We start from the raw sequence: 19602 nt of genomic DNA on the forward strand, positions 1-19602 counted from the left end.
ACTTGCCGGCTTAAAGAGATGGAATTCGATATTGTCTCCCTGTCGAGATTGCAGTTTGCAATCACGGCACTTTATCACTTCCTCTTCGTACCTCTGACATTGGGTCTATCCGTGCTGCTTGCCATCATGGAAACCGTTTATGTCATGACCGGAAGGCTCATCTGGCGGCAGATGACCAAGTTCTGGGGTACGCTGTTTGGTATCAACTTCGCTATGGGCGTCGCTACCGGCGTTGTGATGGAGTTCCAGTTCGGTATGAACTGGAGTTATTACAGCCATTATGTAGGCGATATTTTCGGCGCGCCTCTGGCGATCGAAGGCTTGATGGCCTTCTTCCTTGAAGCAACCTTCGTGGGTCTGTTCTTCTTCGGTTGGGATCGCCTTTCCAAGATCGGGCACCTTATGGTGACCTATGCCATTGCTGCGGCTTCAAACTTCTCCGCGCTCTGGATTCTGATAGCAAATGGCTGGATGCAGAACCCGGTCGGCTCGGCTTTCAATCCGGAAACCATGCGCATGGAAATTACCGATTTCTTTGCAGTTCTCATGAACCCAGTGGCACAAGCGAAGTTCGTCCATACAGTTTCGGCTGGTTATGTAATCGCTTCGGTTTTCGTACTCGGCGTTTCAGCCTGGTATCTGCTAAAGGGGCGCTCAATAGAGCTTGCCAAGCGGTCGATGACTGTTGCGGCATCTTTCGGTCTTGCGGCGTCTCTCTCTGTGGTAGTTCTCGGCGATGAAAGCGGCTATCTCGCCAACGAACATCAGAAGATGAAAATCGCGGCCATCGAAGCCATGTGGGAAACAGAGCCAGCCCCGGCTTCCTTTACCCTCTTCGGTTTTCCAGATCAGGAAGCGCGTGAAACCCATTTTGCCGTGCATATTCCCTGGGTCATGGGCCTGATCGGTACACGCTCGCTCACAACGCCGATTGAAGGCATCGAACAGCTTGTCGAAAATGCGCAAGGGCATATCCGCAAGGGTATCATCGCTTATGACGCGCTTCAGAAAATCCGTGCCGCAGGCGATACGAGCGCTGTGCCACAGGATGTTAAGGACTTGTTCGCCGACAACAGCCAGTGGATGGGCTATGCGCTGCTCTTGAAGCGTTATGTCGATGATCCGCGTCAGGCGACAGATGCACAGATTACACAGGCGGCCAACGATACGGTTCCAGGCGTTCTGCCACTGTTCTGGGCATTCCGCATCATGGTCGGTATAGGCTTCTTCATGATCCTGTTGACCGGCACATTCTTCGTGCTGTCGGCACAACGTAAGCTGGATCGCTATCCGTTCCTGCTGAAAGTTGCAGTATTCGCAATCCCACTTCCCTGGATCGCCGCCGAGATGGGCTGGATCGTTGCCGAATTCGGACGACAGCCATGGATTATTGAAGGCATTCTGCCGACAGCAGTTGCCGTCTCCAATCTTGGTGCTTCAACGGTTCTTCTCACCATCGCCGGATTTGTCGCGATCTATACGGTCCTCTTCATCATAGAAATGGGCCTGATGTTGCGCGCTATCAAAGCCGGTCCTGAACCCGATAGCAAACCAGAAGCAAAGCTTGCACCTGTAAGCATTGCGCCAGCGGAGTAAAAATTATGATACTCAGCGATTTATTGGACTATGAAACACTCCGCATCATCTGGTGGGTGCTGCTCGGTGTATTGCTGATCGCCTTTGCCGCGATGGACGGCTTCGATCTCGGTGTCGGTATATTGTTGCCATTTGCGGGCAGAACCGACGTGGAACGCCGCATTGTCATCAACACGATCGGCCCCGTATGGGAAGGCAATCAGGTGTGGCTGATCCTTGGCGGTGGCGCTATATTCGCCGCCTGGCCTCCACTTTATGCCGTATCTTTCTCAGGCTTCTACCTGGCGATGTTCCTCATATTGTTCGCCCTGATCCTGCGTCCGGTTGGCTTTAAATTTCGCTCGAAGCGCGATAGCGTTGCCTGGCGTACAGGCTGGGACTGGGCGCTGTTCATCGGCGGCTTTGTGCCTTCATTGATCTTTGGCGTTGCAGTCGGAAATGTATTGCAAGGCGTTCCATTCCGATTCAACGACGATCTGCAGATCTTCTATGACGGAACATTCTTCGGCTTGCTCAATCCGTTTGCTCTTCTTTGTGGCGTCCTTTCTGTCACGATGATGACGATGCTCGGAGCAAGCTGGCTGGTGCTGAAGACCACTGGCGAAGTGCAGGCACGAGCGCGTTCATATGGCAGTATTGCTGCGCTGCTAACGACCGTACTCTACGTGGTGGCAGGCATCATCAGCTGGTTCTGGGTGTCGGGATATGCCATCACAAGTACTGTGGTGACAGGTGGACCATCCAACCCACTACGCAAGGCTGTTGAACTCGATCATGGTGCCTGGTTCGTCAATTATATGAACTACCCGGTACTGCTGATCGCGCCTGCACTCGGTATTCTCGGTCCGCTACTGCTCTTCATCATGCTTCGCAGTAAACGAGAAGTAACTCCGATACTTGTCGGGCAACTATCCGTCTTCGGCATCATAGCCTCGGTCGGCGTTTCGATGTTCCCGTTCATTCTGCCATCTTCGATTGATCCTCGGTCGAGCCTGACGGTCTGGGATGCTTCGTCAAGCCACATGACTTTGTTCATCATGCTGGTGGTGACGTTGATCTTCCTTCCGCTTATCGTCGCCTATACCTCATGGGTTTACAAAGTTCTGTGGGGCAAGGTTGATAAGGAAATGATCGAAGACGAGAGCAACCACGCTTATTAGAGCGCCCGATAAATCCAAACTGAGAAAGGAAGAGCAAAATGTGGTATTTCTCCTGGCTTCTGGGCCTGCCGCTTGCTGTAGCTTTCGCCGTATTAAACGCCATGTGGTATGAGTTGATGGATGATAGGGTGCGCAAGCGCCTTGCTGGCGACCCAACCGCTGACCTGGCGCGCGAAGGCACCAAGCATCATTGATGTTTTAAAGTAAAATGGCCCGGAAACGGGCCATTTCTTTATTTGACGTCAAAACCAAATCAATTCCCGCAATCCGACAACCAACACGCCATTAGAGCGCATTTCGATCTGATTGGATCAGATCGGCGCTCTAACTTCTACTATTTTAAGCATAATCTTATCGATCCTCGTTTCACTCCGGTCGGATTATGCTCTAGAGCTGTGGACAAAATGCCTCACATGGGAGTAAAGCGCCAAGTTTTCTTTCTGCTCACATCGTAATCGTACCAATAGGTACTGACGTATTCGTCAATGTAAAGAAATAATATTGCGCTGTATGGACACATTCTTATCATTAAAAACGTATATGAAATCAATTGTATAAGCTTGTTTCGATAGTGGGTTTCAGCGACCTTTATTTCTCTTCGGAACCGTCCAGATTTTTATGGAATGCGATTAGCGAAGAATAATCTTGCTTTATTCTGAAAGCCGTTCCACCCTGAATGAAGTGAAATCGGAGGAGGAAAACCGGCTTCACGTCGCATGGGAGGAATGAAGCCAGTCTGTTTGGGACTAGCTATCGGTCGAGCGCAGATGCTTTGCCAGAACAAAATCAAAATCCACCCGTTCGACATTTTGTGCCAATTTGCGAGGTATGCCCGCATGAGCGACGATGTCGTCCTTTCCCTGCATGTTCCTGAACCGGAATGGCGGCCCGGCGATGTGCCGGATTTCTCCCATGTCAAAATCCCACGTGCAGGCAGTGTCCGCCGTCCCGAAATAGATGAAAAGCCGGAAGCCATGCGCGATCTGGCGTTCAGCATCATCCGGGTGCTCAATCGGGATGGCGAGGCGGTTGGTCCATGGGCTGGAACCCTTACAGATGATGAGCTGAAAGAGGGTCTGCGTCATATGATGATACTGCGCGCTTACGATGCGCGCATGATGATGGCACAGCGGCAGGGCAAGACCTCGTTCTATATGCAGCATCTGGGGGAAGAAGCGGTCAGTTGTGCTTTCCGTAAGGCGCTGCGTAAGGGCGATATGAATTTCCCGACCTATCGACAGGCGGGACTTCTCATCGCTGATGATTATCCGCTCGTCACGATGATGAACCAGATTTTCTCCAACGAACAGGACCCGCTGAAAGGTCGCCAGCTTCCGGTGATGTATTCATCACAGGAACACGGCTTCTTCACCATCTCCGGCAATCTCGCCACGCAATATACGCAGGCCGTCGGCTGGGCCATGGCATCGGCCATCAGCCACGACACCAAGATCGCCGCTGCGTGGATTGGCGATGGTTCGACCGCAGAAAGTGATTTTCACGCAGCACTTGTTTTCGCTTCGACCTACAAGGCGCCTGTGGTGATGAACATCGTCAACAATCAGTGGGCGATCTCGACATTTCAAGGCATTGCACGCGGCGGCTCCGGTACGTTCGCGGCGCGCGGCCATGGCTTCGGCATTCCGGCCCTACGAGTTGACGGCAACGATTATCTGGCTGTTCATGCCGTGGCCAAATGGGCGGTCGAACGCGCGAGACGCAATCTTGGCCCGACCATCATTGAATATGTAACTTATCGCGCCGGTGGGCATTCAACATCCGACGATCCATCCGCCTATCGTCCCAAAGCTGAAAGCGATGCATGGCCTTTGGGTGATCCAGTTCTGCGATTGAAGAACCATCTCATTTTGCGCGGTGTGTGGAGTGATGAGCGCCACAAGCAGGCCGAAGCGGAAGTGATGGACATGGTTGTGGCGGCCCAGCGCGAAGCAGAGGCCATCGGCACATTGCATGACGGGCGCAAGCCTTCCATGCGCGACATGTTTGAGGATGTCTACGCAGAGACACCGCCACATTTGATCCGCCAGCGCCATGAAGCGGGGTTCTGAGACATGACCAAGACGACAAAAATGACGATGATCGAGGCCATTCAGAACGCCCATGACATTGCCATGGAGCGCGATCAGAAGGTTGTCGTGTTCGGTGAGGATGTAGGTTACTTTGGCGGTGTGTTTCGGTGCACCGCCGGTTTGCAGAAAAAATATGGCAAAGAACGCTGCTTCGACGCACCGATCAGTGAGCTTGGTATTGTCGGTACGGCCATCGGCATGGCGACTTATGGCTTGCGCCCCTGTATCGAAGTGCAGTTCGCGGATTATGTCTATCCGGCCTATGACCAGATCGTCTCGGAAGCGGCGCGCTTGCGCTATCGTTCGGCGGGTGAATTTACATGCCCTCTGGTGATCCGTATGCCGTCAGGCGGCGGCATCTATGGCGGGCAGACACACAGCCAGAGCCCGGAGGCGCTTTTCACCCATGTTTCGGGGTTGAAAACGATAATGCCTTCAACGCCGGCCGACGCGAAAGGCCTGCTCTTGGCAGCTATCGAAGATCCTGATCCAGTCATCATGTTTGAACCGAAGCGGCTTTATAACGGCCCGTTCGATGGTCACCACGATAAGCCAGTCACGTCCTGGAAAAAGCATGATCTGGGCGATGTGCCTGAAGGTTATTACACTGTACCGCTTGGCAAGGCTGCAATCCGTCGTGAAGGCAATGATGTGACCGTGCTGGCATACGGCACCATGGTTCATGTCGCTCTCGCAGCCGCAGAAGAGACAGGCGTCGATGCTGAAATCATCGATCTGCGCACGCTTCTTCCGCTTGATACAGAAACCATCATGGCTTCTGTCAAAAAGACCGGACGCTGTGTGATCGTGCATGAAGCAACGCTTACCTGTGGCTATGGAGCGGAGCTTGCAGCCCTCGTGCAGCGTGATTGTTTCTATCATCTCGAGGCGCCAATCGTTCGTGTGACCGGCTGGGACACGCCATATCCACATGCGCAGGAATGGGCCTATTTCCCTGGTCCTGACCGGGTCGGCCGCGCGCTCACATCGATCATGGAAGTCTGAGGGGAGAGAAACATGGCTCATTTTACAATCAAACTCCCCGATGTTGGCGAAGGCGTTGCAGAGGCCGAACTTGTCGAATGGCATGTGAAAGTTGGCGATATTGTGCGGGAAGATGATCTTCTTGCCGCCGTCATGACCGACAAGGCAACAGTGGAAATTCCATCGTCACGCGGCGGCAAGGTCATCGCCATCAATGGCGAAGTCGGTGAAAAGATCGCCGTAGGCTCTGAACTGGTCCGTCTAGAGATCGAGGGCGGTGCGACTGAAGAAAAGCCTGTCGAAAAAATCGAGAAAAATCCGGCTCCAGCGACGGTGGAAACGGTCAAAACACAAGCACCAGCTCCTGAAACACCCGTTCTTCTGCAAACGCCGGTTCCTCCAAAAGCGGCTGCCCCCAAGCGTGAAGCCACAAGCCGTGCATTCTCTGGCGCAGGTCCAGTACGCAGCGAGGGTGAAAGGCCGCTGGCAACACCATCCGTCAGACTACGCGCCCGAGATGCAGGCGTCGATTTGCGTCGTGTTCGCGGCACAGGTCCGGCGGGACGTATCACGCATGAAGATCTCGACCTCTTTTTCCAGCAGGAAACTGGCGGGGCACCGGCTCTGTCCGGTTACGCAACCGATACCTCGGTCAATGAGATCAAGGTCATCGGGCTTCGACGCAAAATTGCTGAACGCATGGCGGAAGCCAAACGTCATATCCCGCATATCACCATCGTCGAAGAGGTAGATGTCACGCAGCTCGAAGAACTGCGTACGGGTCTTAACAATGAGAAGAAGGAAGGGCGTCCGCGGTTGACGCTGCTGCCTTTCGTCATCCGCACAATCGTCAAGGCTGTGAAAGAGCAGCCGGGACTGAATGCACATTTTGACGACGAAGCCGACATTATCCGTCAGTTCGGTGGCGTGCATATAGGGATTGCCACGCAAACGCCGAACGGGCTGATCGTTCCGGTCGTGCGTCATGCTGAAAGCATGAGTGTGTTTGCGGCAGCAACCGAGCTCACGCGCGTCACTGAAGCTGCACGCAATGGCACTGCAAAGCGCGAAGAACTGTCCGGCTCCACAATCACAATCACATCGCTCGGGCCGCTCGGTGCAATCGCCACGACACCAATCATCAATCGACCGGAAGTTGCGATTGTCGGCATTAACAAGATGGCCGTCCGCCCGATGTGGGACGGTACACAATTTGTGCCGCGCAAGATGATGAACCTTTCGTGCAGTTTCGACCATCGCGTGATCGACGGCTGGGACGCCGCTGTCTTTGTACAGAAACTAAAAAGCCTGCTCGAAACACCTGCGATGATCTTTGTGGAAGGCTGACACTATGAGTGAAATTTCCTGCAAACTTTTGATCATTGGTGGTGGTCCCGGCGGCTATGTCTGCGGCATCCGCGCAGGTCAGCTTGGTATTGATACAGTGCTGATCGAAAAGAAGCGTCTCGGCGGAACGTGTCTGAACGTTGGTTGTATTCCGTCGAAGGCGCTGATCCATGCTGCAGACGAGTTTCATCGTCTCACAACATTCGCAAACAAGGGTTCCCTTGGCATTACGGCACAAAACCCCGCGATTGATTTTGCCAAAACGCTTGAGTGGAAAGACGGTATAGTCAATCGCCTCAACAGCGGCGTGGCAGGACTTCTGAAACGCTCTCATGTGCGTATGTTTCAGGGGCAAGCCCGGTTCATCGATGGCAAGACTGTACTGGTCGATACCGACACTGGGCGCCAGACAATCCACGCGGAAAATATCGTTATTGCGACGGGTTCTGTGCCGGTCGAAATCACCTCATTGCCGTTTGGTGGCAATATCATTTCATCGACCGAAGCACTGGCTCTCGAAAAGATACCCGAAAAACTGGCAATCGTTGGCGGCGGATATATCGGGCTCGAAATAGGCACCGCCTTTGCCAAACTCGGCTCGAAAGTTACTATCGTAGAAGCGACTGACAGGATTTTACCACAATACGATGTGGAACTGACGCGACCAGTCATGGCGCGATTGAAACAGCTTGGTGTTGAGGTGCTCACCAATACCTCCGCCAAAGGCATGAAAGCAGATGGCAAAGCGCTGGAGGTCACCACATCTGATGGCGCGACCCGTTCTATCGATGCGGACAAGGTTCTCGTCACCGTCGGCCGCAAGCCGCAGACGGATGGCTGGGGTTTGACCGAAATCCGGCTTGATATGGAAGGGCGTTTTATCCGCATTGACGATAAATGTCGCACATCCATGCGCGGTGTTTATGCAATTGGTGATGTGACCGGCGAACCGATGCTTGCTCACAGGGCTATGGTACAAGGCGAAATGGTGGCCGAGATTATTGCGGGCGGTAAACAGGTCTGGGACAAACGCTGCATTCCTGCAGTCTGCTTCACTGATCCTGAGATTGTGACAGTGGGCTTATCTCCTGATGAAGCCCGCAAGGCCGGATACAATATTCAGACCGGTATTTTCCCATTCCAAGCCAATGGTCGCGCAATGACCATCGAGAGGGAGGACGGTATGATCCGCGTTGTGGCGCGGGCTGATAATCACGTCATCCTTGGTATTCAGGCGGTAGGGGTCGGTATTTCGGAATTGTCAGCCGCTTTTGCTCAAGCGGTCGAAATGGGCGCGCGTCTGGAAGATATCGCAGGTACGATCCATGCTCACCCGACACTCAGCGAAGGCTTTGCCGAAGCCAGCATGAAGGCACTCGGCCACGCGCTCCACGTTTAATCCTTTGGCTTGCGCTCGTGCCGCCAGACAAAAATGGCGGCACCGGCAACCATTGCTGCAAGTGCAAACCATGTAATCGCATAGGAAAGATGGTTGTTGCGGAAAGTGACAACAGTCAGACCACCAATTGGCACGTTGCCTGGATTTGACTTTGCGTCAGCATCGATGAAATAGGGCGCTACAGTGCCAAGACCTTCCTTGGTTGCAAAAGCCACCACGTCGCGCGAGTTCCATTCATTGCGGTCGGGGTCATTGGGGCGAAGGAAAAAGCCATCCGGCTCAGGCATGCGCAGCAGACCAGTCACGGTTGTCTCACCTGCAATCTGTATTTCGACCCGCAATGCAGGATCGCGCCTAGCATCCGGTATAAATCCACGATTGATAAATGTCAGAGCACCATCATCAGAGCTCATAGGAGTAAGAACCCAAAAGCCTGATCCGCGCTCGGTTAGCGCACGGACGAGCACTTCCTTGTCGTTAAGATAGGTTCCCGTCAGCACGACATGCCTGTATTCATCTTCAGCCTGATTGACATTGGCCCAGTCATCACGCCCCGGCGCTGCAACTGGCTCCGCATGCACCCGCGCATCGACGCGCGCAATGAGATCAAGCTTCCATTGCAAGCGCTCTACCTGCCAAATTCCCAGACCAAGAAACAAGGCAAAGAAACCCACAGCCAGAACTGACAAAAAGCCGAGGAAGAAACGCGATTTCTTCTTTTGAGGGGCTTCGTTCATTTCGGCCGGGGCGGACATGGCAATTTCCTGATCTTGGGGGAGGGTAAGCTGCCCTCAGATACCCCAGATGGCATATTTAAGAAAGTGCAGCGCACGGCAAAAGAATGTTACTGAGAAGCGCTCTTAGCCAAAAAAACAGCGCCGTATGTCCTCTTAGCGGACATGGCGCTGGCATTTATAAATTGGGTTATGCGCTTTTATGAACTCTGCGTCTGCGATGCGAATAACCACCTTTAGAAAGGCGCAAAACATTGCAAACCTGTGTCCGATCTTCGGACGGCTTTTCCATCTGGGATTTTATGTTTAGCAATGCCTGCTGTGTGACCACTCGATCTCTGTCGCTAGGTCCAACAATTATGCTCTTCATCGATCATTCTCCCTGTTTTTGGGCGCGGCGACAGCTTCGAAAGCTACGCCGACCGGTCGTCAAGAATGTACGAATGAACCAATTATTAACCTAAATGGGTAGCTTGACAAGCGCCGTTTTGCAACCTTGCGTAAGCCCTTGTCCATACGTATGAAAAAGCCGGAACGCCCACGCGCCCCGGCTTTCCGCCACTGTCATTTCAATCGATCAGTCGCGATTGCCACTCAGAATTTCGCGTTTTCCGACATGATTGGCGGCACCAACCAGGCCTTCCTGTTCCATACGTTCAACGAGCGAAGCAGCACGGTTATAGCCGATGCCCAAACGGCGCTGGATGTAAGAGGTGGAGCATTTCTTGTCACGCATCACAACCTTAACGGCCTGCTCGTAAACATCATCACCATCTTCCGAACCCATGGCGGAGCTGTCAAAAACCGACGTATCCTGCGCTGTGTCGTCGTCTTCTTCATCTTCGGTCACAGTCGCCAGATAATCTGGACGGCCCTGTTCCTTCAAATGATTGACGACCTTCTCGACTTCCTCGTCTGAAACGAACGGTCCATGGACGCGGACGATACGGCCGCCACCGGCCATATGAAGCATATCGCCCTGACCAAGAAGCTGTTCTGCGCCCATTTCACCAAGGATCGTACGGCTGTCGATCTTAGACGTAACCTGGAACGAGATACGGGTTGGGAAGTTGGCCTTGATCGTGCCGGTAATAACATCGACCGAAGGACGCTGCGTCGCCATGATGAGGTGGATACCAGCAGCACGCGCCATCTGTGCAAGACGCTGTACGGCACCTTCGATATCCTTGCCAGCAACCATCATCAGGTCGGCCATTTCGTCGATGATAACGACGATATACGGCATTGGCGTCAGGTCGAGTTCTTCCTGAACGTAAGTTGGCTCACCGGTTTCCTTGTCAAAGCCGGACTGGACCGTGCACATCACGGTTTCACCCTTGCCCTTGGCGGATGCGGCACGCTGATTGAAACCTTCGATGTTGCGCACGCCAAGACGTGCCATCTTGCGATAGCGATCTTCCATCTCGCGCACGGCCCATTTCAGAGCCACAACAGCCTTCTTCGGGTCGGTAACAACTGGCGTCAGAAGGTGTGGAATACCATCATAGATGGAGAGTTCCAGCATCTTTGGATCGACCATGATCAGGCGGCATTCTTCCGGCTTGAAGCGGTAGAGCAGCGACAGGATCATCGTGTTGATGGCAACCGACTTACCGGAACCAGTGGTGCCGGCAACGAGCAGATGAGGCATCTTAGCCAGTTCTGCAATGATCGGCTCGCCGCCGATGCCTTTACCGAGGCAAAGTGGCAGACGATAGTTCGAGGATTCGAACGTACGAGAGTCGATCATCTCACGGAGATAAACCGTTTCGCGATTGGCATTCGGCAGTTCAATACCGATGACATTGCGACCCGGAACGACGGCGACGCGAGCCGACAATGCCGACATCGAACGGGCAATATCATCAGCAAGACCAATGACACGGGAAGACTTCACACCCGGTGCAGGTTCAAATTCATAGAGCGTAACGACCGGGCCGGGGCGAACATGAATGATCTCGCCACGCACGCCAAAATCTTCCAGCACGCTTTCAAGAAGGCCAGCACTGCGTTCAAGCATTTCCTGCGTGATCACATTGCCTTCAAGCGATGGCGGCTCCTGAAGCAGATCACGCGGCGGAAACTCATAGTCGCCATGCATAACGACCGCCTCTGTCCGGGGGAGGGGCTGAGGCTGATAAAGCGCAATAGAAGGCGCTGCTTTCGCTGGAACAGGAGCAGCAACTGGCGCTGGCTGTTCTACTTCTTCAACAATCTGTTCTTCGACAACATCGAGAACCACGTCGGCTTCGACAGATTCTTCAACTGCCGCTACGATTTCTTCAACCTTCGGTGCCGCCGCTTCAACTGCTGGTGTTGCAAGTGCTTCAACCTGAACGGCAACAGGTTCAGGTACGACCGGTGCTTCAACCTTTACCTCTGCTACAGGCGTAACAATGGGCCGTGGCGCAGGTTCGGTGACGACTGGCTGCGCAATCGCGACAACTGGAGTCTCTTCAACTTTCTGCTTGTTCCACTCGACAGTGCGGAACTGCGCAATGATGGATTCAACCGTTGGAACAGGACGCTTTGGTGTCTCTGCGACGACAGCGGCAACTGGCTGCGCCGGGGCTGAATCGAAATCGAAGCTTTCCCAGAATGCGAAATCCGACAGATGGGCGAATGCGGAAACAGCTGCATTGCTGATCGGTTCAGCATGCACCGTTACCGCAACCTGCACGGGTGCAACTTCAATCGGCTGCACAACGGGCGGCTGCGCGATGGGGGCAACAACGGCGGCCGTCACAACTGGTGGCACAGGTGCGACAGGCGTGCGAACCATATTTTGGGACACGGATTGCTGAAGAGCAGCGACAGCCATCGGCTGGGCTTCTGCGACCTTCGCAACCTCGGCAGGAGAGGTCTCTGGAGCGGCTGTCTTGGTACGACCGTTGATATCCGGCAGATCTTCGCCACGGCGCCGAACGAGTTCAACCTCCGGGGTACGGGTAAAGCGTACATTTGCCCCCAGCGCGAAATGCGCCTTCCATGCTCCGTCCGAATCCGGTGAATGCGCTCCCAACGGGTCGCGTTGCGGCTTCTGCTCGGAAGCAGTTTCTGCACGATTACCATTAGTATGGGGAAAATTTTCTCTCAAATTACGCATGATACCTGAACCATAGATATGTCGCCCGAATGAGCCTTAGTAATAAAAAATGAAGGTTAACAACCCCCTTCACAATTCACTCAAAACCGACAAATTTCTTAGACGTGATCAGCCACAAGACAACCTTAAAATCGAATAACAATTCTATATTATTATTAAATAACAAATAGATATAAAGTTTTCATAATTTAAACCATTAGGATTACGCCAGCGCACGACAAGGTTTACAGTTGCGGTAGCGATTGAATGCGGGCGCCACCCTGAGACTCATTGTGCCGCCATCCGTTCGAGTCGTTCGCTGGTAAGCAGTATCCATTCTGTAACAAATGCCGAGTTGGAAGCTACATTCTGCATCGAAGCGCTTTGAGAGTGTCATGAAAGTCGCACCGACACATTACTTATGCTCACTTTAAGCAAAAGCGGGGATTTTCTCAGAGCTCTCATTGACAGATGCCATTCGGAGGCGCAGCAAAAGCACCGTAGAATTTCGGCCGGAAAGAGGGGATCAGCGCGGCATGAAAGTTACTATCGAACAAACGCTCGATCAGGCCGGAGCAGGCCCATTCCAGCGTAACCTTCTCGGCGTATTTGGACTGGTCTGGGCTGCGGATGCCATGCAGGTACTGGCTGTGGGTTTCACCGCCGCTTCAATTGCAATGACTTTCGGCTTAACTGTCCCGCAAGCCCTGCAGACCGGAACACTGTTCTTTCTGGGGATGCTGATAGGTGCCGCGCTCTTCGGCAGACTCGCTGATAAATATGGCCGCCGTCGCGTGCTTCTCATCACCGTTGCCTGCGATGCCGTGTTCGGCCTGCTATCAGCTTTCTCTCCCAATTTTGCCATTCTGCTTGGCCTGCGCTTTCTGACAGGCATCGCGGTTGGCGGCACCTTGCCCGTTGATTATGCAATGATGGCCGAATTCCTCCCGTCCAAGAATCGCGGCCGCTGGCTGGTGATGCTTGAAGGTTTCTGGGCCGTCGGAACCGTCATCATCGCGTTGGCCGCATGGGCCGCAAGCCTTGCAGGCGTTGCAGACGCGTGGCGCTATATCTTTGTCGTCACTGCTGCACCCGCTTTAATTGGCATCTGGCTGCGTTTCTGGGTACCAGAATCGCCAATGCATCTGCTCAAAACAGGTCAGAGCAAAGAAGCAAAGGCTGTTATGAATCGCGTCCTTCGCAAAAACGGCAAAACTGAACTGCCGCCCAAAGCAATGCTTGAAGCACCGCTTCTCATTACCAATGAAAGGCTGTTATCGCCCAACTTGCGTCAGCGCACGCTAACCACCCTGGCAATCTGGTTTCTTGTATCAGTCTCCTATTACGGAATTTTTACATGGATCCCGGCAAAGCTTGCCGGTGACGGCTTCGGTTTCGTGCGCGGATATGGCTTTCTGGTGATCGTCGCTCTGGCGCAATTACCGGGCTATGCGCTTGCAGCCTATGGCGTCGAAGCATGGGGGCGCAAGAAGACGCTGATCAGCTTTCTCTTCATCAGTGCGGCGGCCTGCGCACTCTTCACCGTTGCGGGCAGCTCGACCCTGGTTGGCGCTTCAATCCTGATCATGAGCTTTGCTCTGCTTGGTACGTGGGGCGCGCTTTATGCCTTTACGCCTGAGCTTTATCCAACAGCATTGCGTGCAAGCGGGATGGGTGCAGCAGGCGCTATGGCTCGCCTTGGCGGCTTACTCGCACCGTCTGCCCTCGCTTTGGTTATCAGCCAAAGCTTCAATATGGCGGTGGCGATGTTTGCAGGGTTGCTGGCATTGGCTGGGATCATCGCGTTCTTCATCAATGTGGAAACGCGTGACAAGGCACTGAACTGATAAATGAATGCCCGGATTTCAGATGTGAAATCCGGGCTCTCTTTATTAAGTTTATTAATTAGCTAGACTTACCCATTGTTTTTTATAATCTTTATATCGATCATAATCAGCTGAATATCTTTGATTTTGCATCACCGGAATTGCAGCTCCGGCTAATAGTCCTGCACCTGATGCCGTTCCAGTCGAACCCGAAACAGCAATCACTTCCCGCTCTGAAAATCCGGCCAATGCTGAGAGATAAAAACTGTTTGCTGCAAATGGTCCTTCGACAAGAATTGGCCCGTCCGCACCCAACAGATCGAGACAGGCTTCCGTCATCAGTGCCGCATAAAGGCAAGCCGTCACATAACGCGCTTCCGAGCTGGCGCCTTCTGTATTAACCCAGCGCAGACTTCTATCCGGGTAAGGACCGCAGCCGGGAACAACCGATGGCAGCGCCATGATGCCACGCTTCAGAACCTCATCAAGTATTCCGGTACGCTCACTCAATGAAGGTGCATCAAGACCCTCGGTCATCAGGTCGAATTCCCGCCCACCCATATAGCGTGCAGATGGAACCGCACGGCCATAGGCGTCAACATTAGCCAGCGTATCACGTTTTGGGTCGAGGCCATTCAGATCACCGCCCACCGCAAAGCTCACCACCCAGGTGCCGGTAGAGACGACCGAAAACGGTGGCTTATGATCCAAGAGGTGCGCCAGCAGCGACGCATTGGAATCGTGAATGCCGCAGTGAACCTGCACAAAATTTGACAATCCTATTTCATCGGCGAGTTCCGGGCGTAGCACCCCAAGTGCATCAAATGCGGATCGCAAAGGGGGAAACTTGCCTTCAAGGCTCAGACTTTCGACCAGCGAAGAATAGGTGCCACTCTTCGGACACCACAGATCAGTGTGGCAACCGAGCGACGTGACTTCAACGGAAGCAATGCCGGTAAGCCGATATGCCCAATATTGCGGATAGGTCAGAATGAGGTGCACGTCGGCAAAATCATCCGGAAATTCCGTTTTCAGATAATGAAGCTGCGCGCCGACATTAAGCCCAAGCGATAATACCGGTGAGAAGGTTTCATCAAAAGGTGGTTTGATACGCGCATAAGCTGCGCGAATTTCAGGCCCGTAGTCATGCTCGTAGTCAAGCACCGGCATGGCGAGTTCGCCATTCTTGTCTAGCAGGGCAACACTCGCACCGTGAGTCGTTATCGATATGGCGTCAAAGCCCGGTTCTCTCGCAAAGGCTTTCAGACTATGGAGAAAAAAGCTCCATAAGGCCTCAATGTCATAATGCGGATAGGGACCATCGCGTCGTACTGTGTTTGGTATACGTTGAACGGCGATCTCTTCTCCCGTTTCGGCGTTCAAAAGAACAGTCTTGGCATTGGTTTTGCCAATATCGAGAATGGCAATGCGCTTCATGGCATATGAAATACGGGTTTGAGGTCTGAGGAGATCGGCGAATTATCTGGATTGGTTTCCATGATGTCCGCCATATGCGCCCACCACTTTTTCATCACAGGATGATCGGGCAGGGCGGCCATGTCATGCGACTTCGTGCGCGTGAGAACCCCAAACAGAATATCCGTTTCCTCATCCAGCCATATTGAATAATCAGACACGCCCGCCTCATGCAGAAGACCAACAAGTTCAGGCCAGATTTCGTCGTGGCGGCGTCGATACTCAGCCTCCATACCGGGATGAAGCTGCATCCGGAAAGCATGGCGCTCCGTCGTCATGTTCTGTGCCTCGCCTTGATTTTGCGCCCAAGGATTGGAAGCGAAATGGTAATGATCAGCAAAAGGCCGATAAAGATCGACATCACAATGCCCGGCACATTGAGAAGTCCAAGCCCAAAGGTCACAAGTCCCATAACGAAGGCGGCGATCACCACACCGATGATGCTGCCTGCGCCGCCCAGGATCGACACACCGCCAAGAACCACCATTGTCACCACCTCAAGTTCCCATCCCTGAGCAATCGACGGGCGAGTGGAGCCAAGGCGGGACGTAAGGCAGACAGCTGCAATGCCGCTCATGATTCCGGTCAGCAAAAACAGAGTGAATTTCATCCGCTCTACCGGAATGCCGGAAAACCGCGCTGCAAACTCATTGTTGCCGATGGCATAAATCCGGCGACCAAAGCTGGTGCAATGGAGAAGCACGCCGAAAATAATGGCGGCAACAATGAACAGCACAAATTCAAATGAGAAAACCCAGAAGACATAGCCCTGTCCGAAATAGGCAAAGCTTGCCGGGTAGCCGCCATAGGCTTTATCGCCAAGCACAATATAAGAAATGCCGCGAAAGAGGCTCATAGTACCGATGGTGACAACAATGGAGGGGAGTTTCAGCCCCGCAACAAGACCACCATTAATCGCTCCACAGACAAGACCAGTGCCAATACCGATTAGGACCAATCCGGGCGTACCGACGCCCATCTGTGCTGCGGCTCCCATCGCTGTGGACGCCAGTGCGATAATCGCCGCTACCGACAGATCGATCTCACCGGAAATGATCAAGAGCGTCATGGCAAAAGCGATGAGTGCTTTTTCCGTGAAATTGAAAGTCGCGTCCGACAAGTTCCACGCATTGAGGAAAAACGGCGAGGCGAACGCATTTGCAATGAAGATCGCAATCGCAACACCAAGCAGCAGCATTTCCCAACTGGCGAACAGGCGGGTATACGAGGTTCCCAGCCGATCAGGAATTTGGCGGCGTTCGGTTATGTCGCTCACGCTGCTGGCTCCTCATAAGTCTTTGCGGCTTTCTCACGCAAAATGATGCGTCCACCGCGCTTTTCCTGTCGTGCATTGAAGATTACTGCTGCGATGATCACCGCTCCGGAAATCGCCATCTGCCAGAATGGAGAAATGTTGATGACGGGCAGGGCGTTCTTGATGACGCCAAGAAACAACGCGCCGAGCACCGCACCAACTGCTGTACCGATGCCGCCCACAATGGAAATACCACCAATGACACAGGCTGCGACACTGTCGAGTTCAAACCCGTTGGCGATATCGACATAGGCAACCGCATAGCGCGACACCCACAGGTATCCGCAAAGCCCGGCCAGCGAACCAGAGAGTACAAAAGCCAGAAAGCGTGTGCGCCCGACATCAATTCCTGCATAGACTGCTGCTGTGGGATTGCCGCCGGATGCATAAAGCGCGCGCCCGAAGAAACTGCGCGTCAGCAACACAAAGACCAGCGCAACAATTACAATAGCCGTCCAGCCAAGCAGAGGCAGACCGAGGAAAATCGTGCGCGGTGTATTCAGAAACGGTGCCGTCATCTGATGTGCATTCACCCATGCACCGCCAGAAAGCACAAAGGCCATGCCGCGATAGATTGTGAGTGTGCCAAGCGTGACAACAATCGCCGGAATATCGAGTTTCCAGACGAGGATACCGTTGATTGCGCCGAGGATCGCACCGATACCAATCGCGGTTATGATCAACAGGATCAGCGGCAGATCCGGGAAGTTGGCATTGAGCATTGCCACAGCCATGCCGGTAAAAGCGAGGTTGGCTGCAACGGAAAGATCAATGGACTTGGTGAGAATGACCGACATCTGGCCCAGTGCCAGAATGATCAGAATCGATGTGTCATTGAAGATATTCGCGAGATTGCTCGGGGACGCAAAACCTGGCGCGCGCAACGAGAACAGCCCGATCATGACCACAATAATGACCAGGAGCAGGAGTTCGCGCTGTTTGAGAAGCTGTTTCATGTTCACTCCGCATTTCCCGTGGCAGCACGCACCAGCACTTCCGCATCCAGCCCTGCGCGATCGAAAATGCCTTCCACCAGACCTTCGCGCATGACCATGACGCGATCCGACATGCCAATGATTTCAGGCAGTTCTGATGAAATCATAATGATGCTGAGACCCTCGGCGGCAAGTTCGCTGATAAATTCATGAACGGCTGCCTTGGAGCCAATATCGATGCCTTTGGTCGGCTCATCGAGAATGATGACCTTTGGATTGGTGGCAAGCCATTTGCCAATAACGACCTTCTGCTGATTTCCACCCGAAAGCGTTCCGACAGGTACGGAAAGTGCTGCAGCGCGGAGATCAAAACGTTCGGCATATTTGCGCGCCAGCTTGAACTCTTCTGCCATGCGCAAAAATCCATTGCGCGAGGTGCGTCCAAGCGAGGGTAGGGAAACGTTCTGGAAAATTGGCATTTGCAAAACCGCGCCATGACGCCCGCGTTCTTCAGGAACATAGACAATGCCATGTGCAATGGCTTCACCGGAGCGGCGTATTCTGATTTCCTTGTCCTCTAAGATAACCCGCCCCTCAGACGGTGTCGTCATACCGAACAATGATTGCGCGAACTCTGAGCGACCTGCACCGACAAGTCCGTAAATGCCAAATATTTCACCCCGTCGCAGTTCAAAAGATATGTCGCGAAACTCAGTCGGATGGGAATAGTTTTCCACTTTTAGCACCGTATCGCCGAGCGAAACGTCCTGCTTGGGAAAAGCTTTCTCCACGGAACGCCCGACCATCAGCCGGACGATTTCTTTCTCATTCATTTCTGAGAGAAGTCCGTGTCCAACCGCACAACCATCGCGGAAGACCGCATAATGATCGGCGATCTCATAAACTTCATCAAACTTGTGACTGATAAACAGGATCGCTTTGCCCTGCTTCTTCAAACGCTCGACGATCCGAAAGAGATCGTCGACTTCCTTGCGTGAGAGTGCCGCCGTTGGCTCATCCATGATAACAATCTGCGCATCAACGGAAAGGGCGCGCGCGATGGCCACCAGATGCCGCTGCGCAATCGAAAGCTCTTTGAGCTTGATGCGTGCATCAACCGTGATTTCCAGCGAAGAGAGCAGGGCCTGTGCCCGCGCATAAACGGCATTCCAACTCACAAAACCAAGTTTTGTGCGGGGCGCATGACCGAGATAGATATTTTCACCGACGGATAATTCGTCGAAAAGCACGGTTTCCTGATGAATTGCTGTTACGCCTGCATTGGTCGCATCCTGTGCGGTCGCAAAATGCAATGCTTTGCCGCCGATAAAGATTTCGCCTTCATCGGGCTGGTAGATCCCGGTCAGGATTTTAACGAGGGTGGATTTGCCTGCACCATTTTCGCCAATGAGTGCAGTTACCTTGCCGGGGTAAAGGGCAATATTGACATTATCGAGTGCACGGACGCCGGGAAATGTCTTGGCAATGCCACGCATTTCCAGCAACGGTTGAACCGTTCCGTCAGCAGGCCCCGCAGACAAGGTAGATTGCCCGCTTTTTTGCAAAGCTGCATTCATCGGAAATACCTGAAATGAAAATCGGAAGATGATGGCGGTGTTGGGCGCTCCCCTACACCGCCAGCCTCATTCAAAGTC

The 19602-nt window shown here is 53.3% G+C and carries 16 protein-coding genes; 8 read left to right on the top strand and 8 right to left on the bottom strand.

Annotation, left to right across the window (positions count from 1 at the left end; translation table 11 throughout):
- Positions 1-18: 18 nt before the first annotated feature.
- From C9380_RS14840 to lpdA, 7 genes are all read left to right on the top strand, one after another.
- Positions 19-1596, top strand: a complete 1578-nt coding sequence (locus tag C9380_RS14840; RefSeq protein WP_128093877.1) for a cytochrome ubiquinol oxidase subunit I — start codon at positions 19-21, stop codon at positions 1594-1596.
- A 5-nt stretch (positions 1597-1601) separates the two neighbouring features.
- The gene (gene cydB, locus C9380_RS14845; protein ID WP_128093878.1) at positions 1602-2756 is read left to right on the top strand and encodes a cytochrome d ubiquinol oxidase subunit II; all 1155 of its coding nucleotides are present in this window, start codon (positions 1602-1604) and stop codon (positions 2754-2756) included.
- 38 nt (positions 2757-2794) lie between these two features.
- A complete protein-coding gene (cydX, locus tag C9380_RS14850; RefSeq protein ID WP_024897896.1) occupies positions 2795-2950 on the top strand; it encodes a cytochrome bd-I oxidase subunit CydX in 156 nt (51 codons plus the stop codon).
- A gap of 642 nt (positions 2951-3592) precedes the next feature.
- Positions 3593-4825 (top strand): 3-methyl-2-oxobutanoate dehydrogenase (2-methylpropanoyl-transferring) subunit alpha, encoded by a 1233-nt coding sequence (locus C9380_RS14855; protein ID WP_128093879.1) that lies wholly within the window; start codon positions 3593-3595, stop codon positions 4823-4825.
- Positions 4826-4828: 3 nt separating this feature from the next.
- Complete coding sequence (locus C9380_RS14860; RefSeq protein ID WP_128093880.1) at positions 4829-5851, top strand: alpha-ketoacid dehydrogenase subunit beta; 1023 nt, start codon at positions 4829-4831, stop codon at positions 5849-5851.
- A gap of 12 nt (positions 5852-5863) precedes the next feature.
- Entirely contained in the window at positions 5864-7177 is a 1314-nt protein-coding gene (locus C9380_RS14865; RefSeq protein WP_128093881.1) for a dihydrolipoamide acetyltransferase family protein, read from the top strand.
- Positions 7178-7181: 4 nt separating this feature from the next.
- A complete protein-coding gene (gene lpdA, locus C9380_RS14870) occupies positions 7182-8576 on the top strand; it encodes a dihydrolipoyl dehydrogenase (RefSeq protein ID WP_128093882.1) in 1395 nt (464 codons plus the stop codon).
- Here the strand turns inward: lpdA and C9380_RS14875 are convergent.
- From C9380_RS14875 to C9380_RS14885, 3 genes are all read right to left on the bottom strand, one after another.
- Complete coding sequence (locus tag C9380_RS14875; RefSeq protein WP_128093883.1) at positions 8573-9331, bottom strand: SURF1 family protein; 759 nt, start codon at positions 9329-9331, stop codon at positions 8573-8575. The two genes, lpdA and C9380_RS14875, sit on opposite strands and share 4 nt — an antisense overlap.
- 169 nt (positions 9332-9500) lie before the next feature.
- On the bottom strand, positions 9501-9680 hold the full coding sequence (locus C9380_RS14880; RefSeq protein WP_084486815.1) for a hypothetical protein: 180 nt from the start codon (positions 9678-9680) through the stop codon (positions 9501-9503).
- Positions 9681-9887: 207 nt separating this feature from the next.
- The gene (locus tag C9380_RS14885; protein WP_128093884.1) at positions 9888-12416 is read right to left on the bottom strand and encodes a DNA translocase FtsK; all 2529 of its coding nucleotides are present in this window, start codon (positions 12414-12416) and stop codon (positions 9888-9890) included.
- Positions 12417-12931: 515 nt separating this feature from the next.
- Here C9380_RS14885 and C9380_RS14890 point away from each other — a divergent pair.
- On the top strand, positions 12932-14242 hold the full coding sequence (locus C9380_RS14890) for an MFS transporter (RefSeq protein ID WP_024897903.1): 1311 nt from the start codon (positions 12932-12934) through the stop codon (positions 14240-14242).
- A 54-nt stretch (positions 14243-14296) separates the two neighbouring features.
- Here the strand turns inward: C9380_RS14890 and C9380_RS14895 are convergent, their stop codons facing one another.
- Genes C9380_RS14895 through C9380_RS14915 form a run of 5 tightly spaced genes read right to left on the bottom strand, consistent with a single transcriptional unit; the run spans position 14297 to position 19524 of the window.
- Entirely contained in the window at positions 14297-15658 is a 1362-nt protein-coding gene (locus tag C9380_RS14895; protein WP_128093885.1) for an FGGY-family carbohydrate kinase, read from the bottom strand.
- Positions 15655-15975: an L-rhamnose mutarotase gene (rhaM, locus tag C9380_RS14900; RefSeq protein WP_111787163.1), complete on the bottom strand. Its 321-nt coding sequence runs from the start codon at positions 15973-15975 to the stop codon at positions 15655-15657. Before rhaM ends, C9380_RS14895 begins: the two co-directional genes overlap by 4 nt.
- Positions 15972-16973: an ABC transporter permease gene (locus tag C9380_RS14905; protein ID WP_111787164.1), complete on the bottom strand. Its 1002-nt coding sequence runs from the start codon at positions 16971-16973 to the stop codon at positions 15972-15974. Before C9380_RS14905 ends, rhaM begins: the two co-directional genes overlap by 4 nt.
- Positions 16970-17968 carry an ABC transporter permease gene (locus tag C9380_RS14910; protein ID WP_128093886.1) on the bottom strand — a complete coding sequence of 333 codons (999 nt, stop codon included), beginning with the start codon at positions 17966-17968 and terminating at the stop codon, positions 16970-16972. The genes C9380_RS14905 and C9380_RS14910 overlap by 4 nt, the downstream gene beginning before the upstream one ends.
- Before the next feature lie 2 nt (positions 17969-17970).
- The gene (locus tag C9380_RS14915; protein ID WP_128093887.1) at positions 17971-19524 is read right to left on the bottom strand and encodes a sugar ABC transporter ATP-binding protein; all 1554 of its coding nucleotides are present in this window, start codon (positions 19522-19524) and stop codon (positions 17971-17973) included.
- Positions 19525-19602 lie beyond the last annotated feature (78 nt).

Source organism: Brucella pituitosa, from assembly GCF_003049685.1.
Classification (GTDB): Bacteria; Pseudomonadota; Alphaproteobacteria; order Rhizobiales; family Rhizobiaceae; genus Brucella; species Brucella pituitosa.

What these genes read in the sequence shown, in the direction of transcription:
- C9380_RS14840 (WP_128093877.1), top strand. Translation starts at nt 19, where the DNA reads ATGGAATTCGATATTGTCTCCCTGTCGAGATTGCAGTTTGCAATCACG.
- cydB (WP_128093878.1), top strand. Translation starts at nt 1,602, where the DNA reads ATGATACTCAGCGATTTATTGGACTATGAAACACTCCGCATCATCTGG.
- cydX (WP_024897896.1), top strand. Translation starts at nt 2,795, where the DNA reads ATGTGGTATTTCTCCTGGCTTCTGGGCCTGCCGCTTGCTGTAGCTTTC.
- C9380_RS14855 (WP_128093879.1), top strand. Translation starts at nt 3,593, where the DNA reads ATGAGCGACGATGTCGTCCTTTCCCTGCATGTTCCTGAACCGGAATGG.
- C9380_RS14860 (WP_128093880.1), top strand. Translation starts at nt 4,829, where the DNA reads ATGACCAAGACGACAAAAATGACGATGATCGAGGCCATTCAGAACGCC.
- C9380_RS14865 (WP_128093881.1), top strand. Translation starts at nt 5,864, where the DNA reads ATGGCTCATTTTACAATCAAACTCCCCGATGTTGGCGAAGGCGTTGCA.
- lpdA (WP_128093882.1), top strand. Translation starts at nt 7,182, where the DNA reads ATGAGTGAAATTTCCTGCAAACTTTTGATCATTGGTGGTGGTCCCGGC.
- C9380_RS14875 (WP_128093883.1), bottom strand. Translation starts at nt 9,331, where the DNA reads ATGTCCGCCCCGGCCGAAATGAACGAAGCCCCTCAAAAGAAGAAATCG.
- C9380_RS14880 (WP_084486815.1), bottom strand. Translation starts at nt 9,680, where the DNA reads ATGAAGAGCATAATTGTTGGACCTAGCGACAGAGATCGAGTGGTCACA.
- C9380_RS14885 (WP_128093884.1), bottom strand. Translation starts at nt 12,416, where the DNA reads ATGCGTAATTTGAGAGAAAATTTTCCCCATACTAATGGTAATCGTGCA.
- C9380_RS14890 (WP_024897903.1), top strand. Translation starts at nt 12,932, where the DNA reads ATGAAAGTTACTATCGAACAAACGCTCGATCAGGCCGGAGCAGGCCCA.
- C9380_RS14895 (WP_128093885.1), bottom strand. Translation starts at nt 15,658, where the DNA reads ATGAAGCGCATTGCCATTCTCGATATTGGCAAAACCAATGCCAAGACT.
- rhaM (WP_111787163.1), bottom strand. Translation starts at nt 15,975, where the DNA reads ATGACGACGGAGCGCCATGCTTTCCGGATGCAGCTTCATCCCGGTATG.
- C9380_RS14910 (WP_128093886.1), bottom strand. Translation starts at nt 17,968, where the DNA reads ATGAAACAGCTTCTCAAACAGCGCGAACTCCTGCTCCTGGTCATTATT.
- C9380_RS14915 (WP_128093887.1), bottom strand. Translation starts at nt 19,524, where the DNA reads ATGAATGCAGCTTTGCAAAAAAGCGGGCAATCTACCTTGTCTGCGGGG.